Source organism: Micromonospora sp. CA-111912 (genome assembly GCF_050948415.1).
Taxonomy (GTDB): Bacteria; Actinomycetota; Actinomycetes; order Mycobacteriales; family Micromonosporaceae; genus Micromonospora.
In genome coordinates, this window is record NZ_CP192007.1 from 973,520 (window position 1) to 991,765 (window position 18,246).

The following is an 18,246-nucleotide window of genomic DNA, read 5'->3' on the forward strand; positions in this document are numbered from 1 at the left end:
GTTTATCCATGAGCGGAAAGTGACGGTACGTCATGCCCGAGGTGGACGTCGCAGTGATCGGTGCCGGTCCGACGGGGCTCTTCGCCGCGTACTACGCCGGGTTCCGGGGGCTTTCCGTGGCGGTGGTCGACGCGCTGCCCGAGGCGGGTGGCCAGATCACCGCGATGTACCCGGAGAAGTTGATCCTCGATGTGGCCGGCTTCCCGGCGGTCAAGGGCCGGGACCTGGTGGCCAACCTGGTCGCCCAGGCCGCCCCGTTCCACCCGCGGTACCTGCTCGGCACCCGGGCCGAGAAGCTGTCCCTTGCCGAGGGGCGGCCGGTGCTCGGCCTCGCCGGTGGCCAGCAACTCTCCTGCGGCGCGGTGGTCGTCACCGGCGGTCTGGGCAGCTTCAGCCCGCGTCCGCTGCCGGTGGCCGACAGCTTCACCGGCGCCGGGATCGTCTACTTCGTGCCGGAGCCCGCCGCGCTGGCCGGCCGGGATGTGCTGATCGTCGGCGGTGGCGACTCGGCGTTCGACTGGGCGCTGGCGTTGCAGCCGCTGGCCCGCTCGGTGACGCTGGTGCACCGACGGGAGAGGTTCCGGGCCCACGCCGGCACCGTCGCCCGGGTACAGGAGCTGCCCGTCCGGGTCATCGTCAACGCCGAGGTCACCCGGCTGCACGGGGACAGCGCGGTGACCGGTGCCGAGATCACCGTGCGGGGCGGTGGGCCCGAGACGTTGCCGGTCGACACGGTGGTGGCCGCGCTCGGCTTCACGGCCGACCTGGGCCCCATCGCCGAGTGGGGGCTGCGACTGGACCGTCGGCACATCGTGGTGGACAGCGCGATGGCGACCAACCTGCCCCGGGTGTTCGCGGCCGGAGACATCACCGAGTACCCGGGCAAGGTCCGGCTGATCGCCACGGGCTTCGGCGAGGCGGCCACTGCGGTCAACAACGCCGCCGTGGCGATCGACCCGTCGGCCCACCTCTTCCCCGGCCACTCCTCCGACGCCTGACCCGCACCCCACCCCACCGCACCCACCCCACCCCACCGCACCCCCACCGCACCCCCACCCCACCCCACCCGCGCGCCGATCTTGCAGTTGCGGCCCGGGCGAAGGGTGCAGAAGGGGCGAAACGGGGGCCCGAAGTGCAAGATCGCGGAGGTGGTTGGGGTGGTTGGGGCGGTTGGGGGTGGGGGTGGGGTGGGTGGGGGGGTGGGTTAGTGGGGGAGGCCGATGAGGCCGGCCATCAGGGCGGTCTGGTGGTCGAAGTACGCGTCGCGGTGCGGTAGCGCGCGGTTGATCCGGCCGAACAGCTCGAAGCTGATCAGCCCGAAGAGCTGGGTCCAGCCGGCCATCCCCCGGGCGAGCAACGCCGTAGACAGCCCGGGGGCGAGGCTGTCGGCGACCTCCGCGAGGTCCGACCGGAGCGGTTCGGGCAGCTCTCCCGGGTCGGGGGCGGTGAGCCGCCCGGCGGCCATGCCGTCGCGCAGGATGCCGATCAGGGCGGCCGGTGGGCGCTGGGCCGGTCCCACCGTGTCGACCGGGGCGGCGTACCCGGGGACCGGGCTGCCGTAGAGCAGCGCGTACTCGGCGGGGTGGGCCAGGGCCCAGTCGCGGGCCGCCCGGCACGCCGCGTGCCAGCGCCCCCGCAGGTCGAGCCGGTCCGCGCCTGCGTCGGCCGCCTCCACCGCTGCGCCCAGCGCGTCGTACGCATCGATGATCAGGGCGGTGAGCAGGTCGTCCCGGCTCGGGAAGTAGCGGTAGATCGCCGAGGACACCATCCCCATGTCTCGGGCCACCGCGCGCAGGCTGAGGTTCGCCCCGTCGCTGGCGAGGTGCCGGCGGGCGACGGCCTTGATCTCGTCGAGCATCTCGGCGCGGACCCGGGCGCGGATCGAGGAGGCGGGCATGGTCCTCACTCTGCCACAGCCGAGAGCGGCCATCAAAATAGAGAGCACTGCTCTTGACGGACGACCGGGCGGGGCTGCATGCTGGGCGGGCTACATCGAGAGCAGTGCTCTCTAGTCGTACTCATGCTTCGAAAGGTGATCTGTGATGTCGCTGCACGTGATCGTCGGCGCCGGGCCCGTCGGCACCGCCACCGCCCGCCTCCTCGCTGCCGCCGGCGAGCGGGTCCGGGTGGTCACCCGGCGCGGGACCGGCCCGGACCACCCGACCGTCGAGCGGGTCGCCGCCGACGCCGCCGACCCGGACCGGCTCGCCGCCCTCGCCGAGGGCGCGGTCGCCCTCTACAACTGCGCCAACCCGGCGTACCACCGTTGGCCGACCGACTGGCCGCCGCTGGCCGCCGCGCTGCTCACCGCCGCCGAGCGCGCCGGCGCCGTGCTCGCCACGGTCGGCAACCTCTACGGGTACGGGCCGGTAGCCGGCCCGATGACCGAGGCAACCCCGCTGGCGGCTCCCGGCACGAAGGGGCGGGTCCGCAACAGGATGTGGGCCGAGGCGCTGGCCGCCCACCGCGCGGGCCGGGTCCGGGTGACCGAGGTGCGCGGCTCCGACTACCTGGGCGCCGGCGCCACCTCGCTGCCGATGATGCTGCTGCCCGGGGTACTCGCCGGCCGCCGGGTGGTGCTGCCCGTCGACTTCGACGCCCCGCACACCTGGACGTACGTCAACGACGTCGCCCGAACCCTGGCGGCGGTCGCCGCCGACGAGCGCGCCTGGGGCCGGGCCTGGCACGTGCCCAGCCCGCCCGCGGTCTCCGCCCGCGAGCTGGCCACCCGGGCCGCCGCCCTGGCCGGCGCCCCCGCCCCGAGACTCACCCGGCTGCCGTACCCGGCGCTCTGGCTGGGCGGGCTGGTCAACCCGTTCGCCCGGGAGCTGCGGGAGACCGCCTACCAGTTCGATCGGCCGTACCTGCTCGACTCGACCGCGGCCACCGCCACGCTCGGCCTCGAGCCGACCCCGCTGGACCGCGCGCTCGCCGAGACCGTCGCGACCCTGCGCGGTGCCACCCCGCCCGTCGACCGGACGCCGGCCGGTGACCGTCGGCGCTGAGCCGGCGGCCTCCCTACCGGTGGCGGGCCGGGGTGCGGGCGGCGATCATCACCGCGACCAGGGCGAGCGCCGCACCCAGCAGCGTGGACATGTCGGGGTGTGAGGCCGCGGTCGGCAGCACCAGGTCGAGCAGGACGGCACCGACGACCTGGCCGGCGATGGTGGCCAGGCCGAGCAGCAACACCCCGGTGAAGCGCACGATGGCCGCCGCGATCGCGATGAAGACGATGCCGATCGGCCCGCCGAGGTAGAGCCACGGCTCGGTCGGCAGGCTTCCGGCGGGGCCGCCCCGGACGGCCACCCCGACCGCGAACGTGACGAGCAGCGCGACGGTGCCGACGGTGAAGTTGACCAGCGTGGCGGCCAGCGCGCTGCCGGAGGCCGCCCTGACCCGCCCGTTCACCGCCTGCTGCCAGGCGAGGCCGATCCCGGCCAGCAGCGGCAGCACGGCCAGGCCCAGCGTGCCCGGGTCGCCCAGCCGATCGCCGACCGCCAGCAGCACGGCCAGCACGGTCAGCGCCGCGCCGACCAGGCGGTTCGGGGTGACCGCCTGGCGGCCGGTCGGCCCGATCCCGGCCCGGTCGACCAGCAGGCTGCTTCCGGACTGTCCCGCGACCACCGCCACGGTGAACACGGCCACGCCGAGCGTGCCGATGGTCAGCCCCTGGCTGGCCACCAGGAACGCGCCGAAGACGCCGCCGAGACACTGCCACGGCCGCAGCGACCCGTCCGCCAGCGCCGCCCGCAGCGCGGACAGGCCCCGCCGCCCCGCCGGGGTGGCGGGCACCAGCACCAGCAGCACCAGCAGGCCGAGGCCGAACGACACCACTGCGGCGGCGATCCCGTCGGCCAGGCGTACGCCCAACTCGCCGTTGATTCGGGACTGCATGGCGACGGCGAACCCGGAGGCGACGGCCAGCCCGACGCCGGTGATCCGGCGGCTGGCCGTCAAAGTCGGCGGCGCGGTCGTGGCGGTGGCCGTCACTCCTGCTCGGCCAGCGGACGACCGTCGAAGTCGATCGTCGAGTACAGCGCCAGCTTCTCCAGCCGGTGGTACGAGTCGATCACCCGGATCGTGCCGCTCTTGGAGCGCATCACGATCGACTGCGTGTACGCCCCGCCGGCCCGGTAGCGCACACCGCGCAGCAGGTCGCCGGAGGTGACCCCGGTGGCCACGAAGAAACAGTTGTCGCCGGTGACCAGCTCGTCGGTGGTGAGCACCCGGTCCAGGTCGTGCCCGGCGGCGAGCGCCTTCTCCCGCTCCGCGGAGTCGGTCGGCCAGAGCTTGGCCTGCATCATCCCGCCCATGCACTTGAGGGCGCAGGCGGCGATGATCCCCTCGGGGGTGCCGCCGATGCCCATCAGCACGTCAACGTCCGACTCGCCGCGGGCGGCGGCGATGGCACCGGCGATGTCGCCGTCGGAGATGAACCGGATGCCGGCCCCGGCGCGGCGGATCTGGGTGACCAGGTCGTCGTGGCGCGGGCGGTCCAGCACGCAGACGGTGACCTCGGAGATGTCGGTGCCCTTGACCTTGGCGATCCGGCGCAGGTTGTCGGCCACCCCGGCGTTGATGTCGACCACGTCGGCGTAGACCGGGCCGACGGCCAGCTTCTCCATGTAGAAGACGGCGCTCGGGTCGAACATCGCCCCGCGCTCGGCCACCGCGAGCACGGCGAGCGCGTTCGGCATGCCCTTGCTCATCAGCGTGGTCCCGTCGACCGGATCCACCGCGACGTCCACCTCGGGGCCGGTGCCGTCGCCGACCTCCTCGCCGTTGAAGAGCATCGGGGCGTTGTCCTTCTCGCCCTCGCCGATCACCACGACGCCCCGCATCGGGATCGAGTTGATCAGCTTGCGCATGGCGTCGACGGCAGCCCCGTCGCCGCCCTCCTTGTCTCCCCGGCCGACCCATCGGCCGGCGGCCATCGCCGCCGCCTCGGTGACCCGGACCAGGTCGAGGGCGAGATTGCGGTCCAGATCCTGGGGGGTACGCGTCCTGGTGCTCGTCATGACGGCTTCCTCCTCGCGACGTTGCGGGGTGGACCGGCGGCATGCGGTCCTCGCCGCCGCCAGTTCTGTCGCTGATCCTCACACGATCGTCAACTTATCGCCGGGTCGGGGCGCTGGTGGCCACCTTCCCGCCAACCGGTCGGTGGAACGGATCACCCGGTTGCTCCCGCTCACCCCGGCCGGCTGGGAAACGCGCCGGCTGCCGGTGGTGGTGGTGGGCCGCTTCTCGTTCACCGGGGCCTGGAAGAATGGGGAGGTGGATCCCGCACAGCCCGCCGAGCGCACCCCCACCGAGCCGACCCCTGCGACGCCCGCTCCGTCGGAGCCGACCCCGCCGGCCACGGCCGGGGAGCCGGCCCTCGTCGAGCCGGCGTCCACCCGCCCGGCCGGGCCGGACGAGCGCCCCGCGCCGTCTCCGACCGGGCCGGCGGTATCGCCGGGTCGGCCCGGGGGCCGACCGGCAGCCGGCAAAGAGAAGAGCAGGTCCGAGCGGTCGCCGAAGGACATGGCGATCTCGCTGTTGGTGCTGCTGGTCCCCATCGTCCTGCTGCTCGCCTTCTACCGGGGCTTCCTCGGGGGCGACCAGCCGAGCACCGTCGACCCCGCCCCGGCACTGGAGCAGGCCCGCGCGGCCAACGCGTTCCCGGTGAGCCAGCCCACCGGGCTCGGCGACGACTGGAAGACGGTCAGCGCCAGCTACCGTAGCGTGGACGGCGGCTCCAGCCTGCGGATCGGCTACCTGACCCCGGAGGGGCGGGGCGCCCAGCTCCTGCAGAGCAGCGTGCCGCCCGAGCAACTGCTGCCCGCCGAGCTGACCGCCGAGGGGCAGCCCCAGGGCCCCACCGAGTTGGGTGGGCGCAGTTGGCAGCGGTACACCGCCCGGGGCAACGAGCAGGCCCTCGTGCTGCTCGAACCGGACCGCACGGTGATCGTGGTCGGCGACGCCCGGGAGAACGAGCTGCGCCGGCTCGCCGACGCCGTCCGCTAGGGCGGGCTGCCGTCACAGGGCCGCCCGCCTGGGGCGGCAGGGCGGATGGACCGGACAGGGATTGCCGAAGGCGGCGACAGGGAACAGAAGGTGTGCGACCTCGTCGGCGCAGCCAGCCGGACGGGACTCGTGCGTCGGAGCCAGCGCTCGGGCTACGGCGCGACGCCTCCGGTGCCCTGCGCGGGCCGGACGACCCACTTGGAGAGGTTCACGTGACCATTCGTCGCTTCAGCGCAGCGGTCTTCGCCGCGACGCTGCTCACCCCTGGTCTGGCAGCCTGCAACAGCACCGGAACCGGAGAGCCGGGGTCCTCCGCGTCCCCGACGGTTTCCGGCAGCGCGGCTTCCGGCAGCGCCACCCCGGGGAACGCCTCGCCCGGTACGGGCGACGCCAAGCAGGCCCTGTTGAACTCGACCAACGAGATCCGCAACGGAAACTTCCGGTTCACCATGGCCGGCGTCGGCACCACCGCCGAGGGGCGGGTGCACGAGCCGAGCCAGAGCGCGGAGATGAAGCTGACCATCGGCGACGCCTCCTCGGACGTGCTGATGAAGCTGGACCTGGTGCACCTCAAGCCGGACAGCTGGGTCAAGCTCGACCTCGGTGGCCAGGCGGCCAAGCTGCCCGGCGTGCAGAATCTCAACCTCGGCAAGTACCAGCACCTCGACCAGTCCCGGATCAAGGGCAACCGCAACCTGGCGTTCGACTTCGACAAGGTCGACCCGGCGGGCAGCGAGGTGCTCACCCAGGGGGTCACCGAGGTCCGGCAGACCGGCGAGGGCGCGTACGCGGGCACGATCGACGTGACGAAGGCCGCCGAGGCGGGCTCGCTGAACGCCGAGCTGATCAAGACGCTCGGCCAGCAGGCCCAGTCGCTGCCGTTCACGGCGAAGCTGGACCCGCAGGGCCGGCTCAGCGAGCTGGTCATCCAGATCCCGGCGTCCGGCCAGAACAAGGCGCAGGACATCAAGATCACGTACGCCGACTACGGTGCGGCGAGCGCCGCCCAGCGCCCGCCGGCGGCCCAGGTCGTCGAGGCTCCCAACGAGCTGTACAACCTGTTCAGCTGAGGCTCGGGCGGGTGTGGGGCCGGCCGTTGCCGCCCCGCACCCGCCGTCAGGCGTCCGGCCCTTGCTGACGGGCCGCGTCGATGCGGGCCCGCGCGCCGTCGAGCCAGCGCTGGCAGATCTCGGCCAGCTTCTCGCCGCGTTCCCAGAGCGCCAGCGACTCCTCCAGCGAGGTGCCGCCCTTCTCCAGCCGTTCCACCACCGAGGCCAGCTCGGCGCGGGCCTGCTCGTAGCTGAGCCGCTCGTCCGGCCCGGCGTTCTTCTCGTCAGTCATCGGTCCCATCCCAGCACATCCCCGTCCGTCCGCCACGCCGGGCGCTCCGCCGTTCCGTACCGAGCCGCCCGGTCGGCTCGCCGCGTCACGCCGCTCGCCCCGCCGGCTCGCCCCGCGCGCTCAGCCGTCGCGGCCGGCTCGCCCCGCGCGCTCAACCGTCGACCGTCGCGGCCAGCTCGCCCTCGGCGAGGCGTACCCGCAGCGGGTCGCCCCCGCCCACCTCGCCGGCCGATCGGACCACGTGGCCGTCGGCCCGCTGGACGATCGCGTAGCCCCGGTCGAGGGTGGCGGCGGGGGAGAGGGCGCGTAGCCGGGCCAGGGTGTGCCGCAGTTCCTCCCCGGCCGCGCCGAGGCGGTGGTCCAGGCAACGCCCGGCCCGCTGGCGCAGCGCGGCGACCTCGGTGGCCCGCTGCTCCACCATCACCTGCGGCCGGGCCAGCACCGGCCGGGACCGCAGTCCGTCCAGGCGGTGCGACTCCCGGTCGACCAGGTTGCGCACGGCCCGTTCCAGCCGGTGCCGGGCCTGCCCGATCAGGCGCAGCTCCTCGCCCAGGTCGGGCACCACCCGCTTGGCCGCGTCCGTCGGCGTCGAGGCCCGCACGTCGGCGACGTAGTCGACCAGCGGCGCGTCCGCCTCGTGGCCGATCGCGCTGACCACCGGCGTACGGCAGGCGAACACCGCCCGGCACAGCGCCTCGTCGGAGAAGGGGAGCAGGTCCTCGATGCCGCCGCCACCCCGGGCGATGACGATCACGTCGACGGTCGGGTCGGCGTCGAGCACCCGCAACGCGTCGACGATCTGGGTGACGGCGCCCGCGCCCTGCACGGCCACGTTGACCGTGCGGAACTCCACGGCCGGCCAGCGCCGACGGGCGTTGGTCAGCACGTCCCGCTCGGCGGCGGAGGCGCGGCCGGTGATCAACCCGACCCGCCCGGGCAGGAACGGCAGTCGCCGCTTGCGGGCCCGGTCGAACAGCCCTTCGGCGGCCAGCAGCTTCTTCAGCTTCTCCAGCCGGGCCAGCAGCTCGCCGAGCCCCACCTGACGGATCTCGTCGGCGCGCAGGCTCAGCGTGCCCCGGGCCGCGTAGAACTCGGGCTTGGCGTGCAGCACCACCCGGGCGCCCTCGCGCAGCTCGGGGGCGCCCGCGTCGAGCACGTCCCGGTTGGTGGTCACGGTCAGGCTCAGGTCGGCCGCCGGGTCCCGCAGGGTGAGGAAGACGGTGCTGGCGCCGGGCCGCCGGCTGATCTGCGCCACCTGCCCGTCGACCCACACCCAGCCGAGCCGGGCGATCCACGCCCCCACCTTCTGGCTGACCACCCGCACCGGCCACGGCTCCTCGGAGCTGCTCCGCCCGCTCTCACCCGCACTCACCCCCTCACCCTACGGACGCCCCTGACGATCACGGGTCCCGCGTCGCCGGCCGGGCGTCTCGCGGCCCGAATCTCGCGGCCTCCGGGTCGACGGCTGGGGACCAGCCCGGCGGTCGGCGGGGGCTGTGGCGGGGATCGCAGCGGCCGTCCGGCTCGGGGGCGGCACGTAGGATGGGCGGGTGACCGAGGCTCAGGCGACCCCCCAGACCGGCAAGCGCGTGCTCCTGGCCAAGCCCCGCGGCTACTGCGCGGGCGTCGACCGGGCGGTGCAGACCGTCGAGGAGGCGTTGAAGCTCTACGGCGCCCCGATCTACGTGCGCAAGCAGATCGTGCACAACAAGCACGTGGTACGCACGCTGGAGGACCAGGGCGCGATCTTCGTGGAGGAGAACGAGGAGGTGCCGGAGGGTGCCACCGTGATCTTCTCCGCGCACGGCGTCGCCCCCGAGGTCTACGAGCAGGCGAAGGTCCGCTCACTCAAGGCGATCGACGCGACCTGCCCGCTGGTGACCAAGGTCCACCAGGAGGCGAAGCGGTTCGCGGCCGAGGACTACGACATCCTGCTGATCGGCCATGAGGGGCACGAGGAGGTCGTCGGCACCGCCGGCGAGGCCCCCGCGCACATCCAGCTCGTCGACGGCCCCGACGACGCCGACAAGGTCACCGTCCGCGACCCGAGCAAGGTGGTCTGGCTCTCCCAGACCACGCTGTCGGTCGACGAGACCCTGGAGACCGTGGCCCGGCTCAAGTCCCGGCTACCACTGCTCCAGTCGCCGCCCAGCGACGACATCTGCTACGCCACCTCCAACCGGCAGCACGTGGTCAAGGAGATCGCCCCCGAGTGCGACGTGGTGCTGGTCGTCGGTTCGCGCAACTCGTCGAACTCGGTCCGGCTGGTCGAGGTCGCCCTGGACGCCGGCGCCCGCGCCGGCCACCTGGTCGACTTCGCGCACGAGATCGACGACGCCTGGCTGACCGAGGCCCGCACCGTGGGGCTGACCTCGGGCGCGAGCGTCCCCGACGAGTTGGTCCAGGAGGTGCTGGCGCACCTCGCCGAGCGGGGCTTCACCGACGTGGACGAGGTGGTGACCGCCAACGAGCGGCTGATCTTCTCCCTGCCCCAGGAGCTCAAGCGGGACATGAAGGCCGCCGCGGCGGCCACCCGGGCCTGATGGCCGTCCGTCCGGCGCCCGACGGCGTCGCGCCCGACGGCCAACCGGCGGCCGTCGCGCCTGGCGGTCGGGCCTGCCCCGGCGGTTCACCCGTCCGGTACGGTGCTGGTTCGTCGCCCTCGGCGGCGAACCGTGGCCCCTGCATCGGAACGGATCGTCGTCCGGGCGCGTCCAAACAAGTATGAAGACTCCTCGGATGGCCCTCGCCGCCCTGGTCGTCTGCGCCGCGCTGAGCGCCTGCGGCGGCCAGGGGGCCGGTGACGGCACGCCCGCCCCCAGCCCCTCGGGAGGATCGCCGATGACCGACGCGACCAGCACCGGCCCGGCGGACCCGGCCGACCCGACCACCGCCGTGCCGCCCCCGTCGAGGCCCACCAAGACCCCGCAGGGGCCGAGCCTCCCGCCGGGCCCCGGCGCGACCACGCTGACGGGCACCGTCGAGGCCGGGGTGGAGCCCGGCTGCCGGATGCTGGACGGCCACCAGCTCGTCGGAGGCCCCGCCGACGTGCTCACACCCGGCACGAAGGTCACGGTCACCGGCCAGGCCAAGCCCGACATGATGACCACCTGCCAGCAGGGCATCCCGTTCGTCGTCGAGTCCGCCCGCCGCGGCTGACCCGTCCCCGCCCGACCGGGACGACCCGGCAGCCCGTCCCCGCCCGACGCGGGCCGGGCTGCCGGTGACGCCGGAGGTCAACGCGGACCAGGACGATTCGCCCCGATGGTCAGTCGGCCGTGGCCGATCCCGCGTTGAGGGACGCCGGATCCACATCGGGGACGGCGAACCTGGGGTTCGACCCCGCTGCCACGACACGCATGACGAATCCCGCGGCCTCCTCCAGTTGGCGCGCACTGGTCAGCCCACCGATCACCGCAGTCCGTCCGCCAAGGTCTGCGGTGAGCGCTGCGGCGCGTTCCAGCGCGTCGGGCTGGTCGCCGCAGATCGCCACGACCGGTGCCGAGTCCTGCGGTCCCGCGTAGGGCCAGGACGCTCCGGCGAACAGGTGGAGTGCCTTCACCACGTGCGCGCCCCGCGCGAGGCGAGCGACGAGCTCCGCGGCCGAACCCGACGTCGGCTTCAGCTGCCCGGTGGCGTAGTCGACGGCGTTGGTGCAGTCGATCACCGTCATGCCGCTCAGGGAGCCGTCGGCCCCGCCGACGAGGGAGAGTGCTTCCTCCAGGCCCTCCCATGCGACGGCGACAACGACCACGTCGACCCGTGCTGCGAAGTCGGCGGGTCCGACAGCCTCAGCCGCGTCGCCGATCTGGCCGGCGGCCCGGCTGGCGTTTCCCGAACTGCGCCCCGTGACCACGATCGTGTGCCCAGCCGCCGCCCATGCTCGGCCGAGCGTCGTGGCGAGGTTGCCGGTTCCCAGGATTCCCACGTTCACGGTGATCTCCTTGATTCGAGGGATGACCCGGAGAACGCTAGGACGGCGGCTCCTACCACCTGGTAGGAGATCGCTGCGACACTGGGAGGATGATCGACGGGACCTGCCAGACATTCGTGTCGGACTGTCACGTCCGCACGGCAGTCGAACTGATCAACCACGCGTGGGATCCCGTCGTCCTGTCGGCACTGCGCGCCGGCCCCACGAGGCGCAACGACCTGTTGGAACGCATCGCGGGCATCAGCGACAAGGTCCTGACGCAGGCGCTGCAACGGCTGCGAGCGCGGGGGCTGATCACCCGACGGGGCAACGCCGAACGGGCACCGGGGCGTCGCGGCGTCGTCTATCAGCTGTCGCCCCTGGGTGAGTCGTTCGCCAACGGCCCACTCGCGCAACTGGCCCAGTGGGCCGCGGCGCACCAGGCGGAACTCCTCGAACCGTCAACAACGTGACGATCCGCGACAGCTAACGCTCCGTCGCCCGGTGCCGGTCGGCCACTGCCGAGGTCGGCTCCGCCAGCTCCGGCGCCTGCGGCTGGCGGGGGGCCACCTCGACCTGCGCGGGGACGGCCAGCTCCTGGTCAGACACGCCCAGCTCGGCGAGCTTGCGGGCGCTGACCAGCACCCGTGCCTCCAGCGAGCCGACCGCCCGGTTGTACGCCGTCACCGCCCCGCCCAGCGACGCGCCGAGCTTGCCGACGTGGTCGCCCAGGGTGGACAGCCGGCCGTACAGCTCGCGGGCCAGCGAGTGCACCGCGACCGCGTTGCGGGCCAGCGACTCCTGCCGCCACGAGTACGCCACCGTACGCAGCAGCGCCACCAGGGTGGCCGGCGTCGCCAGCACCACGTCGCGGGCGAACGCGTGCTCCAGCAGCGTCGGGTCGCGCTGCAACGCCACATCCAGGAACGGGTCGGCCGGCACGAACAGCACCACGAACTCGGGGGTCGAGTCGAACGCCGCCCAGTAGGACTTCGCGGCCAGCGCGTCGACGTGCGCCCGCAGGTGTTTCGCGTGCGCGTCGAGCTGGGTGTTCCGGCCCCGTTCGTCGCGTGCCTCCATCGCGGTCAGGTACGCGTCGAAGGGCGCCTTCGCGTCCACCACCACGGTGCGTCCACCGTGCAGCCGGACCACCAGGTCGGGGCGTACCCCTTGGTGGTCGGTGGCGGCGGTGACCTGCTCGTTGAAGTCGCAGTGCTCCAGCATCCCGGCGGCCTCGACGATCCGGCGGAGCTGGTGCTCGCCCCAGCGGCCCCGCACCTGGGGCGCACGCAACGCCGCCACGAGCTGTTTGGTCTCGGTACGCAGCTCGCCGGAGACGGTGTTCATCGCGCGGACCTGCTCGCGCAGTTCGGCGTACGCGTCGACCCGGACGTGCTCCAGGTCGGCGACCCGCTGCTCGTAGCGCCGGAGGGTGTCGTGCAGCGGCGCGACCGCCCGGGCCACCGCCTCCTGGGACTGGGCGGTCGCCTCGTAGCTGAGCGCCCGCATCGACTGCTCCAGCCGCCCCTCGCCCTCCCGGGTCGCGGCGAGGGTGGCCTCCAGCCGGGCGATGTCGGCCGCTGCCCGGGAGCGGGCGGCGAACCAGCCCAGCGCGCAGCCGGCGGTGAGACACAACACCACCACGGCCAGCGTCGAGAAGCTCATCACCAGAGCTTGCCAAACGCGTACGAGGTGACGACGCCGGGTACGTTCGAGAGCATGGAATTTCTGCTCGTGGTCATCCTCGCGGCGCTGCTCGTCGGCGGTCTCCTCTGGTGGCGCCGGGAGAGCGCGGCCCGGTTGGCCCGCAGCCTGGCCGACGCGCGCGCCGACGCCCAGCGCTGGTACGAACGCCTCGGTGGCCAGGTGATGAACCTGCACGGCGACGACCCGGCGGTGCGGCAGGCCCTGGTCGACGCCGGCGAGCGGTACAACGCGGCGGGCGGCCAGCTCGAGCAGGCCCGCACGGTCCACCAGTACCGGCTGGCGCGGGAGACCGCCCTGGAAGGGCTGGCGTACGCCCGGGCGGCCCGGATCGCGCTGGGCATCGACCCCGGCCCCGAGCTGCCGCCGCTGGCCTCCGCGCAGGGTGCCGGCCAGCTCACCCGGGAGCGCGAGGTCAACGTGCAGGGGCAGACCTTCCGAGCCGGTCCGCAGCCCGGGCGAACCACGCCCTACTACTACCCGGGCGGCCGGATGCAGGGGCGGCCGGTACCGGCCGGCTGGTACTCGACGCCGTGGTGGAAGACCGCGCTCGGCGCGGGCGCCGGGGTGCTCGGCGGCATGCTGATCGCCGACGCGCTCTTCTCCCCGGCGTTCGCCGACCCGGGGTACGGCGCCGAGGCCGGCGGCCAGGAGGGTTTCGGTGCCGAGGCCGGCGGCCAGGAGGGCTTCGGCGGCGACCAGGCCGGCGACGTCGGCGGCGGTGACTTCGGGGGCGGTGACTTCGGCGGGGGCGACTTCGGGGGCGGTGACTTCGGCGGCGGAGACTGGTGATCGTCGGGTGCGGTCCGGGCCACCGCGGCGGCTGACGGCTCGGTCGCGGGGCTGATCAGCGAGGCGGCGGTCCGGTGCTTGCCCGCACGACAAGCTCCGTGGGCAGCACGACGTGTTCCGGGTTGCTGCGCTGTCCCGCTCGCTTGGCCGAGATCGCCGCGGTCAGCGCTGCCGCGGCAGCCCGGCCCTTGGCGCTGATGTCCTGTCGCACAGTGGTGAGTGCGGGTCGCAACTGCGCGGCGAGCGAGTTGTCGTCGAAACCCACCACCGAGAGCTGCTCCGGTACGGCGATGCCAAGCTCGGCGGCGGCCTCGAGCACGCCGTACGCGACGGCGTCGGAGAAGCACAGGACGGCGGTCGGCCGGTCGGTTCGGTCCAGCAGCAGGCGGGCACCGGCCTTCGCCTGGCGGAGGTCGGCGCCTTCCTGCCGCGCCACGACAGGGGTGATGCCTGCCGCGTCCAGCGTGTCGAGCCAGCCTCGCAGGCGTTCGCGGGAGGCGTGTCCGTCGACGCCGACGGTTGCGAGGTCGATGAGTCCGTGCGGGCCGTGCAGGCCGGACAGGAGCAGACCGACCCGGCGGTGACCGAGCTTCACGAGATGCTCTGCGGCGGCCCGAGCGCCGGAGCGGTCGTCGACGTTGACGCTGGAGACGCTCGGCACCGGGTCCTGATCGACGTAGACCAGTGGTAGGCGTCGGCGGGTGAGGTACTCCACCGCTGCCGAGACGGGATCACACGAGTACACGACAGCGCCGTCCATGGGCACGTCCCGCGCCGGGATGATCTCCCCGTGGTCGGAGGAGGTCAGTAGGGTGAGCGCCAGCCCGGTGGGTGCGAGTTCCTCGGCGATCGCGCCGAGGAAGCGCGTGGCCACGAGATCCGTGAAGGCGAAGTTCAGCGACCAGGTCAGGACGATTCCGACGGCACCAGTTCTGCCCTTGGCGAGCGCCCGCGCAGCCGGGTCCGGTCCGACATAGCCGACCTCTTCGGCGGCGGCGAGGATCTGGGCGCGCAGTGAGGGGGAGAGCTGATCGGGCTTGGAGAAGGCGTTCGAGACCGTCATGCGGCTGACGCCGACCCGATCGGCGATCGTCTGCAACGTCACCCGGTCTGCCATGTCACCGCCTGCACGCCCACTTCCGGCCCGCCGTCGGGCTGCTCCGGCGGCTGACCGTACCACCGAGCCAAATCTACGTCAGCAGTGCAGTTGCCGGCCGACGCGGGAGGGTCCAGCCGGAGTGTTGGAGGGGGCGATGACGGTCGCGGCACGCCGCAGCCCGCCGGCGACGAGGTAACGGAACTGCTGGACGCGGTGGGGGCGCTCCTCGAAGGGCACGACCGGCGCATCGGGTCGGGCGCTGTTGAACTCGTGCTCGACGGCGCTGGTGGCCAGTACGAAGGCTGCGGGCAACTCCATGGTCTCTCCTCCGGGCATCACGCTTTCTGTACCGGTACAGTATCCCGCTCTACTATACCGGTCAAGAAAGTCGATCCAGCCGTCGCGGCGGGTGGCCCCGCCGGGCGACGCGCCAGGGTGCTGAAAAGGGGCCCCTGCTGCGCGGAACGCGTCAGCAGGGGCCCCTTTCTTGTGCCTCAGCCGGTGTTGCGCATGCCGGCGGCGATGCCGTTGACCGTGGTCAGCAGGGCGCGTTCCAGGGCCGTCCCGTCGTTGGGGGCGCGCCGGCCGCCCGGGGCGGTGGCCACGGCCCGGCCGGCCGCGCCCGAGTCCCGGTACTGCCGCAGCAGCGCCACCTGGAGGTGGTGCAGCGGCTCCAGGTAGGTGTCCCGCACCGCGAGGGTGCGCTGGAGCACCGGCGAGTTCTCCAGCAGGGCCGGTGAGGAGGTGATCGCCAGCACCTCCTGCTTGGTCAGCTCGTACTCCTGCTCGATCTTGTTGAAGATCGGGTGCAGCTTCTTGGGCACCAGGGTCTCGACGTACCGGCGGGCGATGCTCAGGTCGGTCTTGGTCAGCATCATCTCGACGTTCGACAGGAACGTCCGGAAGAAGTGCCAGTTGCGGTGCATCTCGGCGAGCACGTCCCCCAGGCCGGCCTCGCGCGCCGCCGCCAGCCCAGAACCCACCCCGAACCAGCCGGGCACGATCTGCCGGGTCTGGGTCCAGCCGAACACCCACGGGATGGCCCGCAGCCCGGCCAGGCCGGCACCGGTGTTGGGCCGCTTCGCCGGGCGGGAGCCGATGTTCAGCGCGCCCAGCAGCTCGGTCGGGGTGGACGCCCAGAAGTACTCCGGCAGGTCCGGGTCCTCCACCAGCGACCGGTACGACCGGAACGCCGCGTGGGAGACCACGTCCATCGACGCGTCCCAGCGTTCCAGCATCTCGGCGGGCTGCCGGGGCGCGGTGTGCAGCAGGGTCGCCTGGAGCACCGCGGCCACGGTCAGCTCCAGGTTCTCCCGGGCCAGCGCCGGCAGGGTGTACTTGTCGGAGATGACCTCGCCCTGCTCGGTCACCTTGATCGCGCCGTCCAGGGTGCCGTACGGCTGGGCCAGGATCGCGTCGTGGGTGGGGCCGCCGCCGCGCCCGACGGTGCCGCCCCGGCCGTGGAACAGCCGCAGGTGCACCCCGTGCTGGGCGGCCACGTCGCGCAGCGCCCGTTGGGCCCGGTGGATCGACCACTGGCTGGTGGTGATGCCGGCCTCCTTGTTCGAGTCGGAGTAGCCCAGCATCACCTCCTGCACGTCGCCCCGGGCTGCCACCAGTGCCCGGTACGCGGGCAGCGACAGCAACTCGTCCAGCAGCTCGCCGCCGGAGTCCAGCTCCGCCGGGGTCTCCAGCAGCGGCACGATGCCGATCCGGGCCCGGCCGCTGTGCACGTCGACCAGCCCGGCCTCGCGGGCCAGCACCACCGCCGCGAGGACGTCGTCCACGCCGAGGGTCATCGAGATGATGTACGACTCGATGACCTCGGAGCCGAACCGGTCCTGCGCCTCGCGGATCGTGCCGAACACGTCGAACGTCTTGCGGGCGCTCTCGGTCAGCGGGGTGTCGAGCGTCGACAGCGGCCGGCGGCCGGTCAGCTCGTCGGCGAGGAGCTTGGTCCGCTCCAGGCGGCTCAGCGACGGGTAGTCGGACACCTCGCCGACGGCCGCGTAGAGCTGGGTGAGCACCTCGTGGTGCTTCTCGGCGTGCTCCCGCACGTCCATGGTCGCCAGGTGCATCCCGAACGCGGACACCGTGCGGATGGTGGAGGCGAGGTGGCCGACGGCGGTGAGCTGGCCGGAGTTGCGGGCCAGCGAGGCGCGCAGCAGCTCCAGGTCGGAGATCAGCCCGGCCGAGCCCCGGTAGTCCCGGCCCGGCACGTGCGGGGTGCCCCGGCGCAACCGCTCCCGGGTGTTGGCCAGCTTCGCCTTCACACACCGGGCCTTCAGCCGGTACGGCTCCTCGGCGTTGACCCGGCGGAACCGGGCCGCCACCTCGGGCAGCGCGTCCAGGTCGGCGGCGAGGCTGGCGGAGAGGTCCAGCGACACCCCGCGCAGCCGGCGGGAGACGGACACCTCTTTGATCAGGTGCTCCATCGCCGCCTCGGTGGCCGCGATGCCGTGCTCGTGCTGGATCTGCAGGACCTCCCGGGTGACCGCCGGGGTGACGAACGGGTTGCCGTCCCGGTCGCCGCCGATCCAGGTGCCGAAGGTCAGCGGCCGGGACGTCGGCGCGGTCTCCACCCCGAGGGTGCGCAGCGTGTCGGCGAGGTCGTCGAGCACCTGCGGGGCGGCCTCGGCGTACAGGTCGCGCAGGTAGTAGATGGCGTTGCGGGCCTCGTCGGTCGGGTCCGGCCGGTCCAGCCGCAGCTCGTCGGTCTGCCACATCAGGTCCAGCAGTTCGGCGAGGCGTCGGTTCGCCGGCCCCTCGTCGCTGGCCCCGTAGAGGATCGCGTTGGCCGTCTCGGCGTCCAACTCGTCGGCGATCGCCCGAAGCTTCGACAGGATCGACCGGCGGGCCGCCTCGGTCGGGTGGGCGGTGAACACCGGCCGGACCGCGAGCCGGCGGGCCGCCGCCGCGATCTCCTCGGCCGGCACCCCGCGCTCGGCGATCATCTTGGCCGCCTGGTCGAGCCAGCCGCCCTGCACCGCCCGGCGGCGGCGCAGGTCCCGGGCCCGGTGCACCTGCTCGGTGATGTTGGCCAGGTGGAAGTAGGTGGAGAAGGCTCGGGCCAGCTTGGTGCCGGTGGTCACGTCCAGCCCGCCGAGGCGCTGCGCGGCGGTGGGGACGTCGGAGCGGACCAGGGCCCGAATCTCCTCGACCAGGTCGAGCAGCGGGCGGCCCTCCTGCCGGGCGAGGGTCTGCCCGAGCAGCGTGCCGAGGCGGCGGATGTCGGCCCGCAGTGCGGCGTCGGGGCCGTCGTGGTCGTACTGATCGGTCACGATGCGCTCCTTACGTGAGAACGAAGGACAGCGCTGTCCGACTTCCTGGATCGTATCCGCGCCGACCCTTCGGGACGGAAGGGGTCCTGCTCGGCCCTTCCCTGCGACGC

General features: G+C 73.3%; 18 protein-coding genes. 8 read left to right on the top strand and 10 right to left on the bottom strand.

All coding sequences use genetic code 11. The annotated features are described in order from the left end of the window. Window positions 1-32 precede the first annotated feature (32 nt). Window positions 33-998, top strand: a complete 966-nt coding sequence (locus tag ACQPZO_RS04600) for an NAD(P)/FAD-dependent oxidoreductase (RefSeq protein WP_433347315.1) — start codon at window positions 33-35, stop codon at window positions 996-998. A gap of 206 nt (window positions 999-1,204) precedes the next feature. On the opposite strand, the gene ACQPZO_RS04605 is transcribed toward ACQPZO_RS04600, so the two are convergent. Then, window positions 1,205-1,897 (bottom strand): TetR/AcrR family transcriptional regulator, encoded by a 693-nt coding sequence (locus ACQPZO_RS04605; RefSeq protein WP_433347317.1) that lies wholly within the window; start codon window positions 1,895-1,897, stop codon window positions 1,205-1,207. A 145-nt stretch (window positions 1,898-2,042) separates the two neighbouring features. Here ACQPZO_RS04605 and ACQPZO_RS04610 point away from each other — a divergent pair, with 145 nt between their 5' ends. After that, window positions 2,043-3,005, top strand: a complete 963-nt coding sequence (locus ACQPZO_RS04610) for an NAD-dependent epimerase/dehydratase family protein (RefSeq protein ID WP_433347319.1) — start codon at window positions 2,043-2,045, stop codon at window positions 3,003-3,005. A 13-nt stretch (window positions 3,006-3,018) separates the two neighbouring features. Here ACQPZO_RS04610 and ACQPZO_RS04615 read toward each other — a convergent pair whose 3' ends face one another. Both ACQPZO_RS04615 and glpX read right to left on the bottom strand, forming a co-directional pair. Next, the gene (locus tag ACQPZO_RS04615; protein ID WP_433350794.1) at window positions 3,019-3,894 is read right to left on the bottom strand and encodes a DMT family transporter; all 876 of its coding nucleotides are present in this window, start codon (window positions 3,892-3,894) and stop codon (window positions 3,019-3,021) included. Window positions 3,895-3,986: 92 nt separating this feature from the next. After that, entirely contained in the window at window positions 3,987-5,018 is a 1,032-nt protein-coding gene (glpX, locus tag ACQPZO_RS04620) for a class II fructose-bisphosphatase (protein WP_433347321.1), read from the bottom strand. A 256-nt stretch (window positions 5,019-5,274) separates the two neighbouring features. On the opposite strand from glpX, the gene ACQPZO_RS04625 reads away from it, so the two are divergent. Next, complete coding sequence (locus tag ACQPZO_RS04625; protein ID WP_433350796.1) at window positions 5,275-6,006, top strand: DUF4245 domain-containing protein; 732 nt, start codon at window positions 5,275-5,277, stop codon at window positions 6,004-6,006. Between the two features lie 212 nt (window positions 6,007-6,218). Beyond that, window positions 6,219-7,076: a hypothetical protein gene (locus ACQPZO_RS04630; protein ID WP_433347323.1), complete on the top strand. Its 858-nt coding sequence runs from the start codon at window positions 6,219-6,221 to the stop codon at window positions 7,074-7,076. A 46-nt stretch (window positions 7,077-7,122) separates the two neighbouring features. Here the strand turns inward: ACQPZO_RS04630 and ACQPZO_RS04635 are convergent, their stop codons facing one another. Next, window positions 7,123-7,347, bottom strand: a complete 225-nt coding sequence (locus tag ACQPZO_RS04635; protein WP_433347325.1) for an exodeoxyribonuclease VII small subunit — start codon at window positions 7,345-7,347, stop codon at window positions 7,123-7,125. Between the two features lie 151 nt (window positions 7,348-7,498). Next, window positions 7,499-8,719, bottom strand: a complete 1,221-nt coding sequence (xseA, locus tag ACQPZO_RS04640; RefSeq protein WP_405113717.1) for an exodeoxyribonuclease VII large subunit — start codon at window positions 8,717-8,719, stop codon at window positions 7,499-7,501. Window positions 8,720-8,897: 178 nt separating this feature from the next. On the opposite strand from xseA, the gene ACQPZO_RS04645 reads away from it, so the two are divergent. Then, window positions 8,898-9,890 (top strand): 4-hydroxy-3-methylbut-2-enyl diphosphate reductase, encoded by a 993-nt coding sequence (locus ACQPZO_RS04645; protein WP_433347328.1) that lies wholly within the window; start codon window positions 8,898-8,900, stop codon window positions 9,888-9,890. 181 nt (window positions 9,891-10,071) lie between these two features. Further along, window positions 10,072-10,506 (top strand): hypothetical protein, encoded by a 435-nt coding sequence (locus ACQPZO_RS04650; RefSeq protein ID WP_433347330.1) that lies wholly within the window; start codon window positions 10,072-10,074, stop codon window positions 10,504-10,506. A 109-nt stretch (window positions 10,507-10,615) separates the two neighbouring features. On the opposite strand, the gene ACQPZO_RS04655 is transcribed toward ACQPZO_RS04650, so the two are convergent. Further along, entirely contained in the window at window positions 10,616-11,281 is a 666-nt protein-coding gene (locus tag ACQPZO_RS04655; RefSeq protein WP_433347332.1) for an NADPH-dependent F420 reductase, read from the bottom strand. Window positions 11,282-11,370: 89 nt separating this feature from the next. Here ACQPZO_RS04655 and ACQPZO_RS04660 point away from each other — a divergent pair, with 89 nt between their 5' ends. After that, the gene (locus ACQPZO_RS04660) at window positions 11,371-11,733 is read left to right on the top strand and encodes a winged helix-turn-helix transcriptional regulator (protein WP_433347334.1); all 363 of its coding nucleotides are present in this window, start codon (window positions 11,371-11,373) and stop codon (window positions 11,731-11,733) included. A 13-nt stretch (window positions 11,734-11,746) separates the two neighbouring features. On the opposite strand, the gene ACQPZO_RS04665 is transcribed toward ACQPZO_RS04660, so the two are convergent. Continuing rightward, complete coding sequence (locus ACQPZO_RS04665; RefSeq protein ID WP_433347336.1) at window positions 11,747-12,925, bottom strand: DNA recombination protein RmuC; 1,179 nt, start codon at window positions 12,923-12,925, stop codon at window positions 11,747-11,749. A gap of 54 nt (window positions 12,926-12,979) precedes the next feature. On the opposite strand from ACQPZO_RS04665, the gene ACQPZO_RS04670 reads away from it, so the two are divergent. Then, window positions 12,980-13,756: a hypothetical protein gene (locus ACQPZO_RS04670; RefSeq protein ID WP_433347338.1), complete on the top strand. Its 777-nt coding sequence runs from the start codon at window positions 12,980-12,982 to the stop codon at window positions 13,754-13,756. A 55-nt stretch (window positions 13,757-13,811) separates the two neighbouring features. On the opposite strand, the gene ACQPZO_RS04675 is transcribed toward ACQPZO_RS04670, so the two are convergent. From ACQPZO_RS04675 to ppc, 3 genes are all read right to left on the bottom strand, one after another. Next, the gene (locus ACQPZO_RS04675; RefSeq protein WP_433347340.1) at window positions 13,812-14,873 is read right to left on the bottom strand and encodes a LacI family DNA-binding transcriptional regulator; all 1,062 of its coding nucleotides are present in this window, start codon (window positions 14,871-14,873) and stop codon (window positions 13,812-13,814) included. 78 nt (window positions 14,874-14,951) lie between these two features. Further along, on the bottom strand, window positions 14,952-15,173 hold the full coding sequence (locus ACQPZO_RS04680) for a hypothetical protein (RefSeq protein WP_433347342.1): 222 nt from the start codon (window positions 15,171-15,173) through the stop codon (window positions 14,952-14,954). Window positions 15,174-15,349: 176 nt separating this feature from the next. Further along, the gene (gene ppc / locus ACQPZO_RS04685; RefSeq protein WP_433347344.1) at window positions 15,350-18,136 is read right to left on the bottom strand and encodes a phosphoenolpyruvate carboxylase; all 2,787 of its coding nucleotides are present in this window, start codon (window positions 18,134-18,136) and stop codon (window positions 15,350-15,352) included. Window positions 18,137-18,246: the final 110 nt, after the last annotated feature.

Excerpts from the sequence above, each read along its gene's own strand:
- ACQPZO_RS04605 (WP_433347317.1), bottom strand. The coding sequence starts at position 1,897 with ATGCCCGCCTCCTCGATCCGCGCCCGGGTCCGCGCCGAGATGCTCGAC.
- glpX (WP_433347321.1), bottom strand. The coding sequence starts at position 5,018 with ATGACGAGCACCAGGACGCGTACCCCCCAGGATCTGGACCGCAATCTC.
- ACQPZO_RS04675 (WP_433347340.1), bottom strand. The coding sequence starts at position 14,873 with ATGGCAGACCGGGTGACGTTGCAGACGATCGCCGATCGGGTCGGCGTC.
- ACQPZO_RS04635 (WP_433347325.1), bottom strand. The coding sequence starts at position 7,347 with ATGACTGACGAGAAGAACGCCGGGCCGGACGAGCGGCTCAGCTACGAG.
- ACQPZO_RS04650 (WP_433347330.1), top strand. The coding sequence starts at position 10,072 with ATGAAGACTCCTCGGATGGCCCTCGCCGCCCTGGTCGTCTGCGCCGCG.
- ACQPZO_RS04660 (WP_433347334.1), top strand. The coding sequence starts at position 11,371 with ATGATCGACGGGACCTGCCAGACATTCGTGTCGGACTGTCACGTCCGC.
- ACQPZO_RS04680 (WP_433347342.1), bottom strand. The coding sequence starts at position 15,173 with ATGGAGTTGCCCGCAGCCTTCGTACTGGCCACCAGCGCCGTCGAGCAC.
- ACQPZO_RS04600 (WP_433347315.1), top strand. The coding sequence starts at position 33 with ATGCCCGAGGTGGACGTCGCAGTGATCGGTGCCGGTCCGACGGGGCTC.
- ACQPZO_RS04670 (WP_433347338.1), top strand. The coding sequence starts at position 12,980 with ATGGAATTTCTGCTCGTGGTCATCCTCGCGGCGCTGCTCGTCGGCGGT.
- ACQPZO_RS04665 (WP_433347336.1), bottom strand. The coding sequence starts at position 12,925 with ATGAGCTTCTCGACGCTGGCCGTGGTGGTGTTGTGTCTCACCGCCGGC.
- ACQPZO_RS04610 (WP_433347319.1), top strand. The coding sequence starts at position 2,043 with ATGTCGCTGCACGTGATCGTCGGCGCCGGGCCCGTCGGCACCGCCACC.
- ACQPZO_RS04615 (WP_433350794.1), bottom strand. The coding sequence starts at position 3,894 with ATGCAGTCCCGAATCAACGGCGAGTTGGGCGTACGCCTGGCCGACGGG.